The sequence below is a fragment of the Streptomyces sp. MMG1533 genome (assembly GCF_001279775.1).
Lineage (GTDB): Bacteria > Actinomycetota > Actinomycetes > Streptomycetales > Streptomycetaceae > Streptomyces.
The window spans coordinates 35,358-52,667 of sequence record NZ_LGDG01000241.1; the positions used below are offsets into that span (position 1 = coordinate 35,358).

Annotated in this window: 17 protein-coding genes; 10 read left to right on the forward strand and 7 right to left on the reverse strand. The window is 72.6% G+C overall.

The features are described from left to right. Positions 1–3 precede the first annotated feature (3 nt). The 10 genes from ADK57_RS32290 to ADK57_RS52065 are packed head-to-tail and all read left to right on the forward strand — an operon-like array spanning position 4 to position 9,520. Complete coding sequence (locus ADK57_RS32290) at positions 4–828, forward strand: alpha/beta fold hydrolase (protein ID WP_053753186.1); 825 nt, start codon at positions 4–6, stop codon at positions 826–828. Then, a complete protein-coding gene (locus tag ADK57_RS32295) occupies positions 825–1,352 on the forward strand; it encodes a (2Fe-2S)-binding protein (RefSeq protein WP_078973466.1) in 528 nt (175 codons plus the stop codon). The genes ADK57_RS32290 and ADK57_RS32295 overlap by 4 nt, the downstream gene beginning before the upstream one ends. Then, the gene (locus ADK57_RS32300) at positions 1,333–3,750 is read left to right on the forward strand and encodes a xanthine dehydrogenase family protein molybdopterin-binding subunit (RefSeq protein ID WP_053753187.1); all 2,418 of its coding nucleotides are present in this window, start codon (positions 1,333–1,335) and stop codon (positions 3,748–3,750) included. The genes ADK57_RS32295 and ADK57_RS32300 overlap by 20 nt, the downstream gene beginning before the upstream one ends. Further along, positions 3,747–4,751 carry an amidohydrolase family protein gene (locus ADK57_RS32305; RefSeq protein ID WP_053753188.1) on the forward strand — a complete coding sequence of 335 codons (1,005 nt, stop codon included), beginning with the start codon at positions 3,747–3,749 and terminating at the stop codon, positions 4,749–4,751. The genes ADK57_RS32300 and ADK57_RS32305 overlap by 4 nt, the downstream gene beginning before the upstream one ends. Further along, the gene (locus tag ADK57_RS32310; RefSeq protein ID WP_053753189.1) at positions 4,748–5,623 is read left to right on the forward strand and encodes an FAD binding domain-containing protein; all 876 of its coding nucleotides are present in this window, start codon (positions 4,748–4,750) and stop codon (positions 5,621–5,623) included. Before ADK57_RS32305 ends, ADK57_RS32310 begins: the two co-directional genes overlap by 4 nt. An 18-nt stretch (positions 5,624–5,641) precedes the next feature. Further along, entirely contained in the window at positions 5,642–5,995 is a 354-nt protein-coding gene (locus ADK57_RS32315; protein WP_199830729.1) for an NIPSNAP family protein, read from the forward strand. Continuing rightward, positions 5,992–6,642: an SRPBCC family protein gene (locus ADK57_RS32320; protein ID WP_053753191.1), complete on the forward strand. Its 651-nt coding sequence runs from the start codon at positions 5,992–5,994 to the stop codon at positions 6,640–6,642. Before ADK57_RS32315 ends, ADK57_RS32320 begins: the two co-directional genes overlap by 4 nt. Beyond that, entirely contained in the window at positions 6,639–8,108 is a 1,470-nt protein-coding gene (locus ADK57_RS32325; protein ID WP_053753192.1) for an NAD-dependent succinate-semialdehyde dehydrogenase, read from the forward strand. Before ADK57_RS32320 ends, ADK57_RS32325 begins: the two co-directional genes overlap by 4 nt. A 49-nt stretch (positions 8,109–8,157) precedes the next feature. After that, on the forward strand, positions 8,158–9,375 hold the full coding sequence (locus tag ADK57_RS32330) for an XdhC family protein (RefSeq protein WP_063786043.1): 1,218 nt from the start codon (positions 8,158–8,160) through the stop codon (positions 9,373–9,375). A 19-nt stretch (positions 9,376–9,394) separates the two neighbouring features. Beyond that, positions 9,395–9,520, forward strand: a complete 126-nt coding sequence (locus ADK57_RS52065; RefSeq protein ID WP_267890790.1) for a hypothetical protein — start codon at positions 9,395–9,397, stop codon at positions 9,518–9,520. Positions 9,521–9,696: 176 nt separating this feature from the next. On the opposite strand, the gene dmpG is transcribed toward ADK57_RS52065, so the two are convergent. The 7 genes from dmpG to ADK57_RS32365 all read right to left on the reverse strand — a co-directional run bounded on the left by dmpG (position 9,697) and on the right by ADK57_RS32365 (position 17,276). Continuing rightward, positions 9,697–10,716: a 4-hydroxy-2-oxovalerate aldolase gene (dmpG, locus tag ADK57_RS32335; protein ID WP_053753193.1), complete on the reverse strand. Its 1,020-nt coding sequence runs from the start codon at positions 10,714–10,716 to the stop codon at positions 9,697–9,699. Next, positions 10,713–11,666, reverse strand: coding sequence for an acetaldehyde dehydrogenase (acetylating) (locus tag ADK57_RS32340; RefSeq protein WP_078973460.1), 954 nt, complete (start codon positions 11,664–11,666; stop codon positions 10,713–10,715). The genes dmpG and ADK57_RS32340 overlap by 4 nt, the downstream gene beginning before the upstream one ends. Next, positions 11,663–12,487 carry a 2-keto-4-pentenoate hydratase gene (gene mhpD / locus ADK57_RS32345; protein ID WP_053753194.1) on the reverse strand — a complete coding sequence of 275 codons (825 nt, stop codon included), beginning with the start codon at positions 12,485–12,487 and terminating at the stop codon, positions 11,663–11,665. Before mhpD ends, ADK57_RS32340 begins: the two co-directional genes overlap by 4 nt. A gap of 447 nt (positions 12,488–12,934) precedes the next feature. Then, complete coding sequence (locus ADK57_RS32350; protein WP_053753195.1) at positions 12,935–13,249, reverse strand: 2Fe-2S iron-sulfur cluster-binding protein; 315 nt, start codon at positions 13,247–13,249, stop codon at positions 12,935–12,937. Positions 13,250–13,293: 44 nt separating this feature from the next. Then, positions 13,294–14,619, reverse strand: a complete 1,326-nt coding sequence (locus tag ADK57_RS32355) for a cytochrome P450 (RefSeq protein WP_053753196.1) — start codon at positions 14,617–14,619, stop codon at positions 13,294–13,296. Positions 14,620–14,643: 24 nt separating this feature from the next. Beyond that, the gene (locus tag ADK57_RS32360) at positions 14,644–16,110 is read right to left on the reverse strand and encodes an aldehyde dehydrogenase (RefSeq protein WP_053753197.1); all 1,467 of its coding nucleotides are present in this window, start codon (positions 16,108–16,110) and stop codon (positions 14,644–14,646) included. Between the two features lie 56 nt (positions 16,111–16,166). After that, positions 16,167–17,276, reverse strand: a complete 1,110-nt coding sequence (locus ADK57_RS32365; RefSeq protein ID WP_053753198.1) for an NAD(P)-dependent alcohol dehydrogenase — start codon at positions 17,274–17,276, stop codon at positions 16,167–16,169. Between the last annotated feature and the right edge of the window lie 34 nt (positions 17,277–17,310).

Here is a 17,310-nt window from a genome sequence, read left to right on the forward strand (position 1 = left end):
GCGATGAACCACGGCGACGCCGGCCGCGAGTGGCGCCGGGTGACCAAAGGCCCCTGCGACCTCGGCTATCTCGACACGGGCCCGCGTTCGGGGCCCACGGTCGTGCTGCTGCACAGCCTCGGTACGGACCACCGCATCTGGCGACGTCAGATCGAGGCCCTCAGGACCGGGCACCGGGTGATCGCGCCGGACAGCCGGGGCCACGGCCGCTCCGGCTGGGCCGCTCCTCTGTCCCTCGGCGAGTGGGCGGCCGATCTGGACCGCGTCCTCGCCCACGCCCACGTGGACCGGGCCGTGATCGCCGGGCTGTCCATGGGCGGTGTACAGGCGCTCGCCTTCGCAGGTCTGCGCCCCGAGCGGACCCGAGGCCTGGTCGTCGCGGACAGCTTCGCGGAACTCGACCCCGGCGTGGCGCGGGCCAAGACGGACGCCTTCACCCGCCGCGCACGCCAGGACGGCACGGCCGCGCTGGCCGACTGGTACGTCGCCGAGACGTTCACCACCACTTCCCCGCCCGCCGAGGCCGGGGCGGTCCGGGACGCGATGTCCGGCACCGACCCGGAGGCGCTGGCGGCCTCCGCGGAGACCTGCTTCGGCGCCCGCCTCGGCGACGTCCTCGGCGACATCAGGGTGCCGACGCTGGTGCTGTGGGGCGAACACGACGCCAAGACCCCACGGGAGTGGTCCGAACTGATCGCCGCACGGATCCCGGACGCCCGGTTCGGGGTGATCCCCGAGGCGGGCCATCTGTCCGCCATCGAGAACCCGGACGAGTTCACCCGCTTCGTCGCGGACTTCGTCGCACAACGCCAAGGAGACGAGCGGTGACGGGAAGCACACACGAGATCGAGATACGGGTCAACGGCGAGTCCCGCCGGGCCACGGCCGCGGGCCGCATGAGCCTCGCGGACTTCCTCCGCGACGTACTGGAGCTCACCGGCACGCACCTCGGCTGCGAGCACGGCGTGTGCGGCGCCTGCACGGTGCTGCTGGACGGTGAACCGGTGCGCTCCTGCATCGTGCTCGCCGCGCAGGCCGACGGCCACACGGTGACGACGATCGAGGGCGCGGGGTCGCCCGATGGCCGTCTCAGCGTCGTACAGGAGGAGTTCTGCGCGGCACACGCCCTGCAGTGCGGGTACTGCACACCCGGCATGGTGCTGGCCGGGCAGGCATTGCTGGAGCGCAACCGGCGGCCGGCGCTCGCCGACATCGACGAGGCGCTGAGCGGAAACATCTGCCGCTGCACCGGCTATGTGCAGATCCGGGAAGCCATCGAGCGCGCGGCCCGGCGGCTCCGCCTTCAGGACGAGCAGGCGGAGGTGGACACCCGTGACCGGATCAACCACTGACCACGGCACCCGGGAGTTCAGGTGGGTGTCCAAGCCGGGCCGGATCCGGGAGGACCAGCGGTTCGTCCAGGGGCACGGCCGCTACGTGGCCGACATCACCCCGCCCGGGACGCTGCACGTGGGCCTGGTCACGAGCCCCTACGCGCACGCCCGCATCACCGGGATCGACACCGCACGGGCCCTGGAACTGGACGGCGTCGTCTGCGTGCTGACCGGCGCGGAACTGGCCAAGGCCACCGATCCGCTGCGCCAGTACCTCGACCTGCCCGGCGTCGAATGGCGCCCGCTGGCCACCGAAGTGGTCCGCTACGCCGGAGAGTGGGTGGCCGCCGTCGTCGCCTCCTCCCGCGCGGTGGCGGAGGACGGGGCCGATCTGGTGGCGGTGGACTACGAGCCACTGCCCGTCGTGCTGGACCCCGAGCACGCCGCGCTGCCCGGATCCCCGGTCGTCCACGCGGATCAGGGCACGAACGTCATGGCGCACCGCGAGTTCGTGTGGGGCGACGTCGACGGGGCGTTCACCGTGGCGGAACACACCGTGCGCACCCGGGTGCGGTGGAACCGGAACTCCACGGTGCCGCTGGAGACCTTCGGCGTGGTCGCCCGCTGGGACGCCGACCGCGACCTGCTCGACGTGTGGGCGTCGATCCAGATGCCGCAGTTCCCGGACCAGCTCGCGCACGCGCTGCGCATCCCCACCAACCAGGTCAGGGTCCACTTCGACGTCGACGTCGGCGGCAGCTACGGAGTCAAACGCGGCATCAAGCACGCGGTGCTCACCGGTCACCTGTCCCGGCTGCTGCGCGCCCCGGTCAAGTTCATCGAGGACCGCGCCGAGAACATGCACGGCGGGGACTTCCACGGCCCGGACCGCATCTTCGACATCGAGCTGGCCGTCACCGGCGAGGGGGAGTTCACGGGCCTGCGCATGGCCGTCGTCGACGACGAGGGCGCCTACCCGGGGCGCTCGCCCCTTCAGTTGGCCAAGCCCATCGGCGCCATCGTGGGGCCGTACCGCATCCCGTGCGTCGCGTACACGGCGACGGCGGTGACCACGAACAAGACGGGTCAGGTGGCGGTGCGCGGGTTCGGCCAGTCGCCGACCAACTACGCCATCGAGTCGGCGGTGGACGAGGCGGCCCGCGCACTGGGCATGGACCGGCTGGAGATACGGCGGCGCAACTTCATCCAGCCCGGGCAGTTCCCGTACCGGATCCCCAGCGGCACCGAGTACGACTCCGGGGACTACCCGGCGGTGCTCGACAAGGCCATCGCGCTCGCCGATCTGCCCGCGCTGCTGCGCCGCCGGGACGAGCTGCGCGCACAGGGGCTGCCGGCGGGCGTCGGCGTGGCCACCTGCCTGGAACCGGGCGGCGGCAACGCCGTGTTCGAGAACGTCATGAACCGCAAGAACGACAAGAGCACCTTCCCGGAGGCCTGCCGGCTCAGGGTGGACGGCGACGGCGAGGTCACGGCGGTGATCGCCCTCTCCTCGGCGGGCCAGAGCCACGACACCCTGGTCGCCACCCTGGTCGGCGAGGAGATCGGACGGGACCCGGCGACGATCACCGTTCTCAGAGCGGACTCGCTGTCCGGGATGCCGTCCCAGAGCCCGGTGGGCAGCCGGATGACGATCGTCCTCGGCGAGGCGGTCCACGGGGCGGCCACCGAGCTGAAGGCCAAGCTGCGGCGGATCGCCGCCCACCACCTGGACGCGGCCGAGGGCGAACTGGTCTACGACGGCGGCGACTTCACGGTGGCGTCCGAACCGGAGCGGCGGGTGCGCTGGGCCGAGCTCGCCGCCATCGCGCACCGCAAGCAGCACCTGATGCCGCCGGGTGTGCAACCGGGTCTCGAGGTCGTCCACGTCGCCCACACGCCTCGCTCCGGCGAGCTGACCCGGCCCGACGACACCGTCCAGCTCTACCCCTGCTACTCCTTCGAGACCCACCTGGTGCTCGCGGTGCTCGACCCGGACACCGGGACCGTCGAACTCGACCGCTACTACGTGGCGCACGACTGCGGCACCGTCATCAATCCCGAGGTGGTGCGCGGGATGGTGTACGGGGGGACCGCGCACGGGATCGGCGTGGCGCTGTACGAGCAGTTCGCCTACAGCCCCGAGGGGCAGCCGCTGACTCAGTCGTTCATGGACTATCTGCTGCCGAGCACGCACGAGGTGCCGGTCATCGTGGACACCGAGCACTGCACACCCTCGCCGTACACCACCCTCGGGCAGAAGGGCGCGGGCGAGGGCGGCTACATGGGGGCACCGGCGGCCGTCGCGAGCGCCGTCAACGACGCCCTGACCGGCGCGGGCGCGCCCCCGGTCCACTCTCTGCCGATCAAGCCCAGCGATGTGTGGGCAACGCTCAAACAGCGAGGAGAATCCCGATGAGCAATCGCACCCCGGCCCCGGGGGAGGCCGTCGACTTCCACGCCCACGTGGTACCGCCCGGCCTCCTCGCCGACCTCGCCGCCGGCCGCCTGCGCTTTCCGCACGTCGAGACGGCGACGCACGGGGGCGGCCAGGTGCTCTCCTTCAACGGCGGCCCTCCCACCCGTCCCGTCGCCCCGGGCCTCACCGACCCGGCCCGGCGCACCGCATGGCTCGACGCCCAGCGGATCGACCGGCAGGTCGTCGGCGGCTGGCTGGACGCGTTCGGCTACCAACTGCCCCCCGACGAGGGTGCGGACTGGGCCGAGGTACTCACCACGGGCATCGTGGAGTACACCAAGGCCGACGACCGGCTGATCCCGCTCGGCACCGTCGCGCTGCAGGACCCCCAGCGCGCCGCCGTGGCCCTGAAGGCACAGCGCGCCGCGGGCCTGCCCGGCATCATGATCGCCACCCGCGCGGGGGAGCTGGAGCTCGACGACCCGGCCTTCACCCCGTTCTGGGAAGCCGCCGACGAGAGTCGTGCGGTCGTCTTCCTGCACCCGGGCTTCGGCGCGGCCAGCCCGCGCTACCACGACTTCGGTCTGGTCAACGGCCTGGCCAGGCTGGAAGACACCACCGTGGCCCTGGCCCGGCTGCTGTACGCCGGCATCCCCGACCGCTACCCCGGCGCCAGGATCCTGGTCGCCCACGGCGGAGCGGCACTGCCTTATGTCCTCGGCCGTCTGGTGCGCAGCCATCTCACCAACCCGGACACCACCGCCGATCCGCTGGCCTCCTTCGCCCGGCTCTACTTCGACAGCGTGCTCTTCGACCTGGCCACGCTGGAGTTCCTGGTGGCCAAGGCCGGACCCGGCCGGGTGCTGCTCGGCTCCGACTACCCGTTCCCCATCGGTGACCTGGCGCCGCGGACGATCGTGGAGACGGCGGACCTGGACCCGGCCGAGCGGGACCGGATCCTCGGTGGCTCGGCCGCCGCCCTGCTGGGAGAACAGACGTGAAGCCGGTCGACTTCCAGCTGCACCGCCCGCAGACCCTCCCCGAGACTCTGACGCTGCTGCACGACCTCGCCCAGGACGTCAAGGTTCTCGCCGGCGGGCAGAGCCTGCTGCCACTGCTGAACTTCCGCCTGTCCCGCCCCGCTCATGTCGTCGACATCGGCCGCGTCGCCCAACTGGCGACGATCCGGCGCTCCGCTCGCGAACTGTCCGTGGGCGCGACGGTCCGGCACGCGGAAGCCGAGGCGTCCGCCGCGGTGGCGGCGCACACCCCGCTGCTCGCCGCCGCCCTTCCGCAGATCGCCCACCCGCCGGTACGCAACCGCGGCACCGTCGGCGGCAGCCTCGCGCACGCCGATCCCGCCGCCGAACTGCCGTCCGTGGCCATGGCGCTGGACGCCGTGTTCGTCGCCGCGAGCACCAAGGGGGAGCGGACCATCCCGGCCGTCGAGTTCTTCCGCACCCACCTCACCACCGCGCTGCGCCCCGACGAACTCCTGACGGAGGTCCGGTTTCCCACGGCGGCGCCCGGCACGGGTGCGGCCTTCCTCGAAGTGGGCCGTCGCCGCGGCGACTTCGCGCTCGTCGGCGCGGCCGTGCAGATCACCCTCGACGGCCCGCGGATCGCCGAGGCGCGGGTGTGCCTCAGCGGGGTCGACCAGACCCCGCACCGGTGCCGCGCGGCGGAGGAGATCCTGACCGGCGCCGCCGTCGACTCCGCGCGGGTGCGGGAGGCCGGGGACGCCGCCCGGGACGCCATCAGACCCAGTGACGATCTGCACGCCACTGCGGCCTACCGCAGGGACGTCGCAGGCACCCTCCTCGTCCGCGCGGTCGCCGAGGCCGCGCGGCGGGCCCGGCCGTTCGCCGGCTGACCAGAAAGGACCGAGTACGTGCCAGGACCGAGCATGATCTACGAGTTGCGCGGCTACGTCGCCGCCCCGGGCCGGAGTGAGGCGCTGCACCGGCGTTTCGCCGAGAGCACTCTTCCCCTCTTCGAGAAACACGGCCTGGAGGTCGTCGGCTTCTGGACCGAGCGCGAGCACGCGGACCGCATCGTCTACCTGCTGCGCTTTCCCGACGACGGGACGCGCCGGCAGCGCTGGGCGGCCTTCCAGGAGGACCCCGACTGGACCAGGGTCAGGGCCGCCTCCGAGGCGGACGGCGCGATCGTCGCCGAGATGAGCAGCCGGACCCTGACCCGCCCCGGGTACTGGCCGCACGAGACGGCCCGGGAGGCGGCGTGATCCTCGACAACACCTTCGATGTCGACCTGTCCGTGGACGAGGCCTGGAAACTGCTCCAGGACCTGGAGCGCATCGCGCCCTGCTTGCCCGGAGCGACCCTGGACGAAGTGGTCGACGGCGAGTTCCGGGGCAGCCTGTCGGCCAGGATCGGCCCGGTCACCGCACGCTACCGGGGCACGGCCCGCTTCGTGGAACTCGACCACGTGGCACACCGCGCGGTCATCAAGGCGCGGGGCCGGGAGGAACGAGGGAGCGGGGCGGCGAACCTGACCGTCAGCGCGGCCCTCGAACCGTCCGGCGACGGGACCACGGTGCACCTGTCCACCGACATGGCCATCAGTGGCCGGGCCGCCCAGTTCGGACGGAGCCTGCTGGCGGAGGTCAGCGCCGGCCTCATCCAGGAGTTCACGCAGCGACTGGAGGCCCTGGTCGCCCGCGAAGCCGGGGGCGGTGCCGGGAGCACGGCGCGGCCCGCCGCGCCGGACACCCAGGACGAGGCCGCCGCCCTCGACGTGGGCCGCACGATCCTGCTGCCAGTGCTACGACGGGCGCTCGTCCCGGCGTGCGCCGCCCTGTCCGGGATGGTGGCGGGGTGGCTCCTCGGACGGCGCGGCAAGGGCAGCCCTTCGAGGGGAGGACGGCGATGACCGCATCGGACAGTGCCGGCCTCCTGTCACCGGCACTCGGCTATATCGGCGGCCGCTGGACACCCGCCGACGACGGGCGCACCTTCCCTGTGACCGACCCGGCGACCGGGAAGGTCATCGCCGAGGTCCCCCGCATGGGTGCCGGGGAGACGGTCCGCGCGATCCGGGCGGCCGAGGCCGCGGCCCCGGCCTGGCGGGCGCTCTCCGGCGGCGAGCGTTCCCGGCTGCTGCGTGCCTGGGCCGCGCTCATGACGGAGAGCCGGGAGGACCTGGCCCGGCTCCTCGTCCGCGAGCAGGGCAAACCCCTGCGGGAGGCGGCGGAGGAGGTGACCTACGCCGCGTCCTTCCTCGATTGGTTCGCCGAGGAGGGGCGCCGTGCGTATGGCGAGGTGATCCCGCCCGGGCTGCCCGGCACCCGGATGACGGTGGTCAGGGAGCCCGTCGGGGTCGGCGCGTGCATCACGCCGTGGAACTTCCCCGTCTCGATGATCACGCGCAAGGTGGCGCCGGCACTCGCCGCGGGATGTCCGGTCGTGCTCAAACCCGCCGAGCAGACACCGCTGTGCGCGCTCGCGGTCTGCGCGCTGGGCGAACGGGCGGGGATACCGGCCGGGGTGTTCAACGTGGTGGTGGGGGACGCCGAGGACGCGCCGGTCATCGGTCACGAGCTGACCACCAGGCCCGAAGTTCGCAAGGTCAGTTTCACCGGCTCCACGGCCGTGGGATCGCTCCTGGCACGGCAGGCCGCGGGCAGCGTGAAGAGTGTCTCCCTCGAACTCGGGGGCAACGCGCCCTTCATCGTCTTCGAGGACGCCGACCTGGACCTGGCGGTCTCCGCCGCCATCACCGCGAAGTTCCGCAACGCGGGGCAGGCGTGCATCGCCGCCAACCGCTTCCTGGTCGCCGACGCCGTCCACGACACCTTCGTCGCCGCGCTCGCGGAGCGGGCCGGGGCTCTGGCCGTGGGCAACGGCCTCGACGCGGGGACGGACATCGGGCCCCTGATCGACACCGCGGCCGTCGAGAAGGCCGAGCGCCACATCGCGGACGCGCTCAGGCGCGGGGCCACTCTCGTCGTCGGAGGAGGCCGCCACCCGCTGGGCGGCACCTACGTCCAGCCGACCGTGCTGGCCGACTGCCCGCCGGACGCGGAGATCTGCTGCGAGGAGACCTTCGGTCCGGTCGCGGCGGTGACGCGGTTCAGTGCGGAGGCCGGGGCGGTGGCGAGCGCCAACGAGACGCCGTACGGCCTGGCGGCGTACTTCTTCACCCGCGACACCGGCCGCGTATGGCGGGTCTCGGAGGCTCTTCAGACGGGGATCGTCGCCGTGAACACGGGCGCGTTCTCGTCCCCGGTCGTGCCGTTCGGTGGGATGAAGCAGTCCGGTCTGGGCCGGGAGGGCGGCCGCCAGGGCCTCGACGACTGGCTGGAGACCAAGTACGTCTGCCAGGGCGGCATCGACTGAACCGGAAGGCCGGCCGCGGCCGCCGCGAAGGAAAGCGCAGGGAATCCCCATGGACGACATCACCGAACAGCTGCGGGCGTGGTGTGCCGAGCGACGGCCCTTCGCGCTCGCCACCGTCGTTGCGGTGCGGGGCAGCGCGCCCCGCGGGCCTGGTGCGTGCGTCGCCGTCGACGCCTCCGGCACGGTCGTGGGAAGTATCTCCGGCGGCTGCGTGGAGGGAGCGGTCTACGAGCTGGCCCGCGAGGTGCTGGACACGCGGCGGGCGCGGCGCGCCGTCTTCGGCTACAGCGACGACGACGCCTTCGCCGTCGGTCTCACCTGCGGCGGCACCATCGACGTGCTCGTCCGGCCGGTCACCGGCGCCGCGCGCGCCGTCCTCCACGAGCACCTCGAAGAGCTCGCGCGCGGCCGGCCGGCCGCCCTGGCCACCGTCACGGACGGGCCACCCGAGCTGCTCGGCGCGGCGATCGCGGTCGGCGACCGCGGGCACCTGGGCGAAATCGGCCCCCCGGCGCTGGACGCGGCCGTCGCCCGGGACGCCCGGACCCTGCTGGCGCTCGGCACCGGCGGCACCCGCAGCTACGACCCGGCGGGCAGCTGCGCCCCCGCCGCCGACGGGATCGGCGTCCACATCGCCGTCCACGCCGCGCCGCCGCGCATGCTCGTCTACGGCGCGATCGACTTCGCGGCGGCGGTCGCGCGGGTCGGCACCTTCCTCGGCCACCACGTCACCGTCTGCGACGCCCGCCCGGTCTTCACCACCCACGAGCGCTTCCCGGACGCCGACGAAGTCGTCGTCGACTGGCCGCACCGCCACCTGCGCGGCCTCGCGGACGACGGGGCGCTCGACGGACGCACCGCCGTCTGCGTGCTCACCCACGACGCCAGGTTCGACCTGCCGCTGCTCGAACTCGCCCTCCGCCTCCCCGTTGGCTACGTCGGCGCGATGGGCTCCCGCCGCACCCACGCCCAGCGCCTCGACGGGCTGCGCGCTGCCGGACTGGACGAGGCGGAGCTCGCCCGGCTGCACTCCCCGATAGGGCTCGACATCGGCGCGGCCACCTCCGAGGAGACGGCGGTCTCCGTCGCGGCGGAGATCATCGCCCGGCGCGGCGGAGGGTCCGGCCGCAGCCTGCGCGACGTGCGCGGTCCCCTTCACCGTCTCCGGCCGGGGCGTACCGCCGCAGACGCCGAGGGCGGCGACATGGCTCAGCCGGACGCAACCGCGACGTGGACGCCGTCGTACGAAGTCAGGGAGATGAGCTGACAGGCTGCGGGAGCGCCCTGTGGCAGCCGGGCCGCAGGGCCTGGCGGCCCTCGCCGCTGGTGAGCGACCGGTATCGGGCAAGACCCCGTCGGCCGGAGTCGAGTTCTCCAAGCCGGGCATCGTCTGGCGGGTCATCACTCCGTAGGTGGTGCTGCAGAACACGGTGACCGACGCGGAGGGCGGCACCGCGAACCTGACGTTGAAGATCGAAGACGTCCCGAACGGGTGTGCCCGGCGGCCCCAGGAGGGCCACCCGCGACGCGGTGCTCCAGCATGGGGTGGCGGCCGCCCCGAGGAGGGACGGCCGCCACCACGCCGGGTTCATGAGGCGCGGACGCGCGCCGCCGTGAGGTCCAGCGCCACATCCGTGATCATGTCCTCCTGGCCGCCGACCATCTTGCGGCGTCCGACCTCGACGAGGATGCTGCGGGTGTCCAGGCCGTGGCGTTCGGCCGCGGCCTCGGAGTGGCGCAGGAAGCTGGAGTAGACGCCCGCGTAGCCGAGGCTGAGGGTCTCGCGGTCCACCCGCACCTCGCGGTCCTGCAGCGGTCGTACGAGGTCGTCGGCGGCGTCCATGAGCGGGAACAGGTCGCAGCCGTGCTCCCAGCCCATCAGGTCGGCGACCGCGACGAACGCCTCCAGCGGGCAGTTGCCGGCGCCCGCGCCCTGCCCGGCCAGGGAGGCGTCGACGCGGGTGACGCCGTTCTCCACGGCGACGACCGTGTTGGCCACGCCCAGGGCGAGGTTGTGATGGGCGTGGATGCCCAACTCCGTCGACGGGTCGAGGACTTCGCGGTAGGCGCGGAAACGGTCGCGGACCCCGTCCATGGTGAGCCGGCCGCCGGAGTCGGTGACGTAGACGCAGTGGGCGCCGTAGGACTCCATCAGCTTGGCCTGACGGGCCAGTTCGGCCGGTTCCGCCAAGTGGGACATCATCAGGAACCCGGCGACGTCCATGCCCAGCTCGCGGGCGGCCGCGATGTGCTGGGCCGAGATGTCGGCCTCGGTGCAGTGGGTGGCGACACGCACCGAACGGATGCCCAGGGAGTGGGCGTGCCTGAGGTCGTGGATCGTGCCGATACCGGGCAGCAGCAGAGTCGTGGGGATCGCGTGGTGTACGGCCCCGACGACCGCCTCGATCCACTCCCAGTCGGTGTGCGCGCCGACGCCGTAGTTGATGCTGGAGCCGGACAGGCCGTCGCCGTGGGCGATCTCGATCGCGGTCACGCCGGCGGTGTCGAGGGCGGTGGCGATGGCTCGGGCCTGGTCGACGGTGTAACGGTGGCGGACGGCGTGCATGCCGTCCCGCAGGGTCACGTCTTGGACGTACAGAGAGGTCACTTGGCTGCCTCCTCGCCGATGGGGGTCAGGGCGGCCATGCGTTCCGCGGTGCGCAGCGCGGCCGAGGTCATGATGTCGAGGTTGCCGGCGTAGGCCGGAAGGTAGTGGGCGGCGCCTTCGACTTCGAGGAAGGCGGAGACTTTCAGCAGTTCCCCGCGGGCGGGGGCGAGGGTGCGCAGGGGGTCGTCGGCGGCCACCTTCTCGTACTGGAGCTTCTGCTTGAGGCGGTAGCCGGGCACGTACGCCTGGACGCGGTGGACCATCTCCTCGACGGACGCGGTGACGGCCTCGGTGGCGCAGTCGGAGACCAGGCAGTGCACGGTGTCGCGCATGATCAGCGGAGGCTCGGCGGGGTTGAGGACGATGATCGCCTTGCCGCGGGTGGCCCCGCCCACCCGCTCTATGGCGGCCGCGGTGGTCTCGGTGAACTCGTCGATGTTGGCGCGCGTTCCGGGGCCGGCGGAGCGCGAGGCGATGGAGGCGATGATCTCGCCGTAGTGCACGGGTGTGACCGCCCGTACCGCCGCGACGATCGGGATGGTGGCCTGGCCGCCGCAGGTGACCATGTTGACGTTCTCGGCCGCGAGGTGGTGGTCGCCGTTGACCGGCGGGACGACGTAGGGGCCGAGAGCGGCCGGGGTGAGGTCGACGACGGTGCGGCCCAGCGGGCGCAGCACCTGGTCGTGGCGCTTGTGGGCGCCGGCCGAGGTGGCGTCGAAGACGATCCGGACGTCGGCGAACTCATCGAGCTTCACGAGGCCGTCGATTCCTTCGTGGGTGGTGGCCACCTTGAGGCGGCGGGCGCGGGCCAGACCGTCGGAGTCCGGGTCGATCCCGGCCAGGGCCGCCATCTCCAGGGTGGCCGACAGCCGCAGCACCTTGATCATGAGGTCGGTGCCGATGTTGCCGGAGCCGATGACGGCGACCTTGGTGCGGTCGGTGCTGGTCACGCGGGCACTCCTTCGAGGACGGGGGCCGGTGCGAAGCGGACCTGGACCGTGCCCAGGCCGGTGATGCCCGCGTGGAAGGCGTCGCCGGGCGCGGCGGTCGCCATCGGGCCGAGCGCGCCGGTCAGGACGATGTCCCCGGCACGCAGCGGGTCGCCCACGGCGGCCAGGGTCGACGCGAGCCAGACCGCGGCGTTGAGCGGACCGCCCAGACAGTCGGTGCCCGTGCCGGTCGAGACCTCGGTGCCGTTACGGCTCATGCTCATCCGCACCGCGCGCAGGTCCAGGTCCTGCAGTCCCCGGCGTGGGCCGCCCAGGACGAACAGGCCGCTGGAAGCGTTGTCGGCCACGGTGTCGGTGATGGAGATGTCCCAGTCCGTGATGCGGCTGTCGACGATCTCCAGGGCCGGAAGCGCGAAGTCCACCGAACGCAGCACGTCTGCGACCGTGCAGTCCCGGTACGGCAGGTCGCTGCCCAGAACAAGGGCGACCTCGGCCTCCACCTTCGGCTGAAGCAGCCGCGCGGCCCGCACCTCGCCGTGGTCGGGGACGGCCATGTCCGCGAAGAGCACACCGAAGTCCGGCTGGGCGACGCCCAGTTGTGCCTGGACGGCGGGAGAGGTCAGACCGATCTTCCGTCCCACCACGCGGCGGCCGGCGACGAGGGCGCGTTCGGTGTGGATCCGCTGGGCGGCGTAGGCCGCGGCGACGTCGTCTCCGGCGAACAGTTTCCGCACGGGCGGACAGGGGATCCCGGAGCGCTCGGCCGCGGCGAGCGCGTCCGCAGCGCGCACGGCTTCGGGGGGAGGGGTGGACACTGACATGGAACTCCTTAGGACGTGGCCCGCGCGCGACGGCCCTGGCAGACGCCGTGCAGATCCGGTATAGGCCGCGCCGGGCCGGGGCGGCAGGAGCTGTTCCACGCCGCGGAACGCCCTCTGCCGGGATGTGCGGTGAGGGCCGCGGCAGTCCTGGACCGCCGCTCGCCCGACGACTGGGCCTGGAGGGGACCGACCGCACGCACCGCTCCGCTGAAGTCCGGTGCGGTTCGGCAGCGCCTCGAAGGGCGCGGGGGTATGGCAGCCCCGCCGCGACGGGGCCCTGCTTGAGCGAAGCCCAGAGTGGGGGCGAGCGGCCACGACGGACCGGCGGCCGACGCCCCGGCCGTCCGGCGGAGCGCTTGGTGCGGCGCGGGTCGCCCTGCACGGGTGCATCGCCCCCGGGCCGCTGAGGGGAGGCAGCGGGCCCGGGGGCGATGCGGCGGGAAGGGGTCAGCCGGACACGACCGTCACGCGGACGCCGTCGCAGGCGTCCCGCACGACGAGTTGGCAGGCAAGGCGTGACTCCTCCCGGGCTCCCTCGGCGAACTCGAGCAACTCGGCTTCCTCGTCCGTGGGTTCGTCGAAGAGGTGACGCCATGCGGGATCGACGTAGACGTGACAGGTCGCGCAGGAGCAGTTCCCGCCGCACTCCGCCAGGATGCCCGGGAGGTTGTTGCGCACCGAGCTCTCCATGACGCTCTCGCCGTCGGATGCCTCGACTGTGCGCTCCGTCCCGTCCGGCAGCGTGTAGGTGACCTTGGGCATCAGGGTGACTCCTTCTCGTCCGGCTTGTCCGGCGGGACTGCCGGTCAATTGAGGGTGAGGCGTACGGGGAGGTTCCTGAGCCCTCCCAGGAAGTTGGTCCGCACGATGCGACGCTCGCCGACGACCTGCACCGACTCCAGGCGGGGGAGCAGTTCCTCCAGCATGATCCGCAGCTCCTGCCTGGCCAGGTGCATGCCGAGGCACTGGTGCGGGCCGTAGCCGAAGGCGATGTGCCGGTTCGGCCGCCGCTCGATCCGGAAGGTGTCGGGATCGTCGAAGGCGTCGACGTCGCGGTTGGCGGACTGGTACAGAAGCATCAGGCGCTCGCCCTTCCCGACGGTCCGCCCGCCGACCGTGGTGTCCTGGGCCGCCTGGCGTACGAAGTGCTTCACGGGGGAGCACCAGCGCAGGCCCTCGTTGACGAGGCCGGGGATCAGTGACGGGTCGGCCTTCACGGCGGCCAGCACGTCCGGATGGAGCGCGAGCTGCTCCATGATCGTGGACATCGTGCTGCTGGTGGTGTCGTGCCCGGCGGTCGAGATGGCCAGGAACCAGCCGATGGTGTAGGCGTCGGGGTAGTACTCGCCGTCCTCGCGCCGCGCCTGCGCGATGACCGTCGCCAGATCGTCCCTGGGACGGGCACGGCGGTCCTCGACCATCGCGGCGAAGTAGGCGCGGAAGTCGTCGAGGGTGGCGGACAACTGCCGCGCCGTGGCCTGCGGGGAGAGCGCGTCGACGTCCGAGCGCCTCAGCTCCGGGTCGGGGGCGCCCGCGAAGTCCTGGGTGAGCGCCAGCATCAGCGGCTCGTCGGCTTCCGGCACGCCGAAGATCGTCATGATCACGTGGAGGGGGTAACGCAGGGCGAAGTCCTGGACGAAGTCGAGTTCGTTGACTCCGCCCGTCAGGCGCCTACCGATCGCCTCCCGCGCCAGCTCCCGGATCGGCTCCTCCCACTTCTTGAGCTGCAGCGGGCGGAACCAGTCCGCCGCCACGCCGCGCACCTGCGTGTGTTCCGGCGGGTCCAGGTTGACGACGACGGGGAGGTGCCACACCCGGCCGCCGGTGATCTCCTTGGTGAAGTCGTCCTCCGCCTGGCTGCGCAGGATCGGGCTGTGCTCGTACTTGTTCTCCACGCCCGCGCTGGGAAAGAGCGCGGGCTGGCGCTCGATCTCCATGACGTCGGCGTACGTGCTGACGAGACGGAGAGGGTCGTATCCGTCGACCTGGGCCAGACCGAGCGGCTGGTTGCGGCGCAGCCAGCGGTAGGCCTCGAACAACGCGGACTCGTCGCCGTGCCCCTCGGGCAGCACGATCCGCCGGGCGATGTCGTCGGGGACGGTACGCAGGTCACTCGAGTGTGTGACGGTCACAACGGCTCCTTGGGGGATACGGCGTCACCGGGCGGTCGCGGCTGACGGGTCGAGGTAGATGCTCTTGGGCTGCTGGTACGCGGCGAGGCCCTCGGGACCGAACTCCCGGCCGATCCCGCTGTGCCGGACGCCGCCGAACGGGGCGCCCACGTCGTTGGCGTAGTGGTTGACGCCCACGCTCCCGCTGTGCACCTTGCGGGCGAACGCGGTGGCCCGCTCCGGGTCGGCCGACCACACCGAGCCGCCCAGGCCGTAGTCCGTGCCGTTGGCGATCGCGACCGCCTCGGCCTCGTCGGCGTAGGGGATGACGGCGAGGACAGGGCCGAAGATCTCCTCCTGCGCGATCGTGTGACGCGGATCCACGTCGGCGAACACCGCCGGCTCCACGAACCACCCCCGGTCCCGGTCCGTGGGCCGTCCGCCGCCGGTGGTCAGCCGGTCGCCCTCCGCGAGTCCCTTGGCTATGTACGACTCCACACGGTCCCGTTGCCGCGCCGACACCAGCGGGCCGAGTTGCGTACCCGCGTCCAGCGGGTCGCCGACGACGAGGGAGGCCGCGAGCGCGGTCACGGTGTCGACGACGTCCCCGTAGCGCGAGCGCGGCGCGAGGACGCGGGTGCCGAGATAGCAGATCTGCCCGTTGTTGAGCAGTGTCGCCGCGAAGAACCTCTCGATGTTCGCGGCGAGGTCCGCGTCGTCGAGCACCACCGCGGCGGACTTGCCGCCGAGTTCGAGCGTCACGGGTCGCAGCAGCCGTCCGCACGTTTCGGCGATGACTCTTCCGGCCGCTGTCGAGCCGGTGAACGACACCTTGTCGACGCCTGGGTGCGCGACCAGGCGGGCACCCAGTTCGCCACCGCCCGGCACGACGTTGAGCACGCCTGCCGGAAGTCCGGCCGCGATCGCGGCCTCCGCCATGAGGAAGGCGTCGAGCACGGTCTCCGGGGCGGGTTTGAGCACCACGGTGCAGCCCGCGGCGAGCGCCGGCGCGATCTTCATGAAGCTGATGCTCTGAGGCACGTTCCAGGGCACGACCGCGCCGACGACGCCCACGGGTTCGCGCACGACGAGGGTGGCGCCGCTGAAGGCGCCGGGACGGCGCTCCTCCAGGCCCCTCTCCCGGACCAGGTTGCCGTAGTAGCGCAGCAGCCGTGCCGGGGCTGTGGCCTCGATCCGGCGGGCGAGGGCGATCGGCATGCCGTTCTGGATGCTGACCCGGCGTGCCGTCTCCTCACCGCGCGCTTCGAGTTCGGCGGCGAAGCGTTCCATGGCCTCGGCCCGTCGCTGGGGGCTCCAGCGCGCCCAGCCGCCCGGGTCGTCCCATGCGGCCCGCGCGGCCTCGACCGCGGCGTCGATGTCGGCCTCGACCCCCAGGGGGACCGAACCGACCTCCTCCTCCGTCGCGGCGGAGTGCACCGGGATCGACTCGCGGCCGGCCGGGGCGGTCCACGCCCCGCCGATATACAGCTCGTCGTAGCGTGTCCTGGTCAAGGGTTCACCTCTCGTCGGTGCGGGAAAGGGGGCCCGGCGCGCCTGCCGGGGGAGCGTCAGACGGGCAGCGTGAGGACGAACTTCACGCCCTCGCCCCGGGCCTGGGCGCTGACGGCCTCGTTGACCTCGGCGAACGGGCGGGTGGTGATCAGACGGTCGAAGGGCAGCCGGCCCTCGGCATGCAGCGCGACGAGCTCCGGGATGAAGGTCTCGGGGTCGCTGTCCCCCTCGACGATCCCCCTGACCGTGGCACCGACGCGCTGCAGACCCAGCAGGCTCACCGGCAGCACGGCCTTGGGGTCGGACGGCACGCCCACCACGCCCAGCGTGCCGCGTTGCGCCAGCGACGCGAGTCCCGCTTCGAGGACGTCGACGTTGCCGGTCGTGTCGAAGGCGTAGTCGACACCCTCGGCCAGGACGCCCCGGACCTGCTCGACGAGGGGCCCGTCGGCGGGGTCGAGCGCGTGTGTGGCCCCCAGCCGCAGGGCGAGGTCGCGGCGCTGAGGGAGCGGGTCGACGACGATCACGGTGCTCAGCGAGCGCACACCCGCGGCGAGCACGGCGGACAGCCCGACGGAGCCGCCGCCCAGGACGAGCAACGACGCCCCGGGACGGCAGTCCATCGAGTTCAGCACCGCGCCGGCACCGGTCTGCACTCCGCAGCCGAGCGGAGCGGCGACGACGGGGTCGATGCCGGAGCCCACCTTGACGACGGTCCGCTCGTCGGCGACGGCGTGGGTGGCGAACGAGGACTGCCCGAAGAAGTGAGCCCCGACCGGCCGGCCGTCCAGGGAGAGTGCCGACGAGCCGTCGCCCACCCGGCGACCCCCCAGGTTCAGCGGGCGGAAACCTTGGCAGTAGGCGGGGGCCTTCGCCGCGCAGGGCCCGCAGCCGCCGCAGCTGTTGAACGTGAGGACCACCGCGTCACCCTCCGACACCCGGGTGACTCCCTTGCCGACGGCCACCACCGTTCCGGCGCCCTCGTGCCCGAAGACACCCGGCGACGGGAACGGCAGGTGTCCCTGCCGGGCCGCCAGATCGGTGTGGCACAGACCGACCGCCGCGATCTTCACCAGGACCTCGCCGGGGCGGGGTCCCTCAAGACTCACGGACTCCAGCTGGAAGGCGCCGCCTGGCTCGTGCACGACGGCCGCGGTGATCTGCATGGTGGTTCCTTCGGAAGGAGTGGGGCAACGGGGA

Coding starts and splice junctions, on each gene's coding strand:
- ADK57_RS32290 (WP_053753186.1), top strand. CDS start 4: ATGAACCACGGCGACGCCGGCCGCGAGTGGCGCCGGGTGACCAAAGGC.
- ADK57_RS32305 (WP_053753188.1), top strand. CDS start 3,747: ATGAGCAATCGCACCCCGGCCCCGGGGGAGGCCGTCGACTTCCACGCC.
- ADK57_RS32325 (WP_053753192.1), top strand. CDS start 6,639: ATGACCGCATCGGACAGTGCCGGCCTCCTGTCACCGGCACTCGGCTAT.
- ADK57_RS32330 (WP_063786043.1), top strand. CDS start 8,158: ATGGACGACATCACCGAACAGCTGCGGGCGTGGTGTGCCGAGCGACGG.
- mhpD (WP_053753194.1), bottom strand. CDS start 12,487: ATGTCAGTGTCCACCCCTCCCCCCGAAGCCGTGCGCGCTGCGGACGCG.
- ADK57_RS32350 (WP_053753195.1), bottom strand. CDS start 13,249: ATGCCCAAGGTCACCTACACGCTGCCGGACGGGACGGAGCGCACAGTC.
- ADK57_RS32365 (WP_053753198.1), bottom strand. CDS start 17,276: ATGCAGATCACCGCGGCCGTCGTGCACGAGCCAGGCGGCGCCTTCCAG.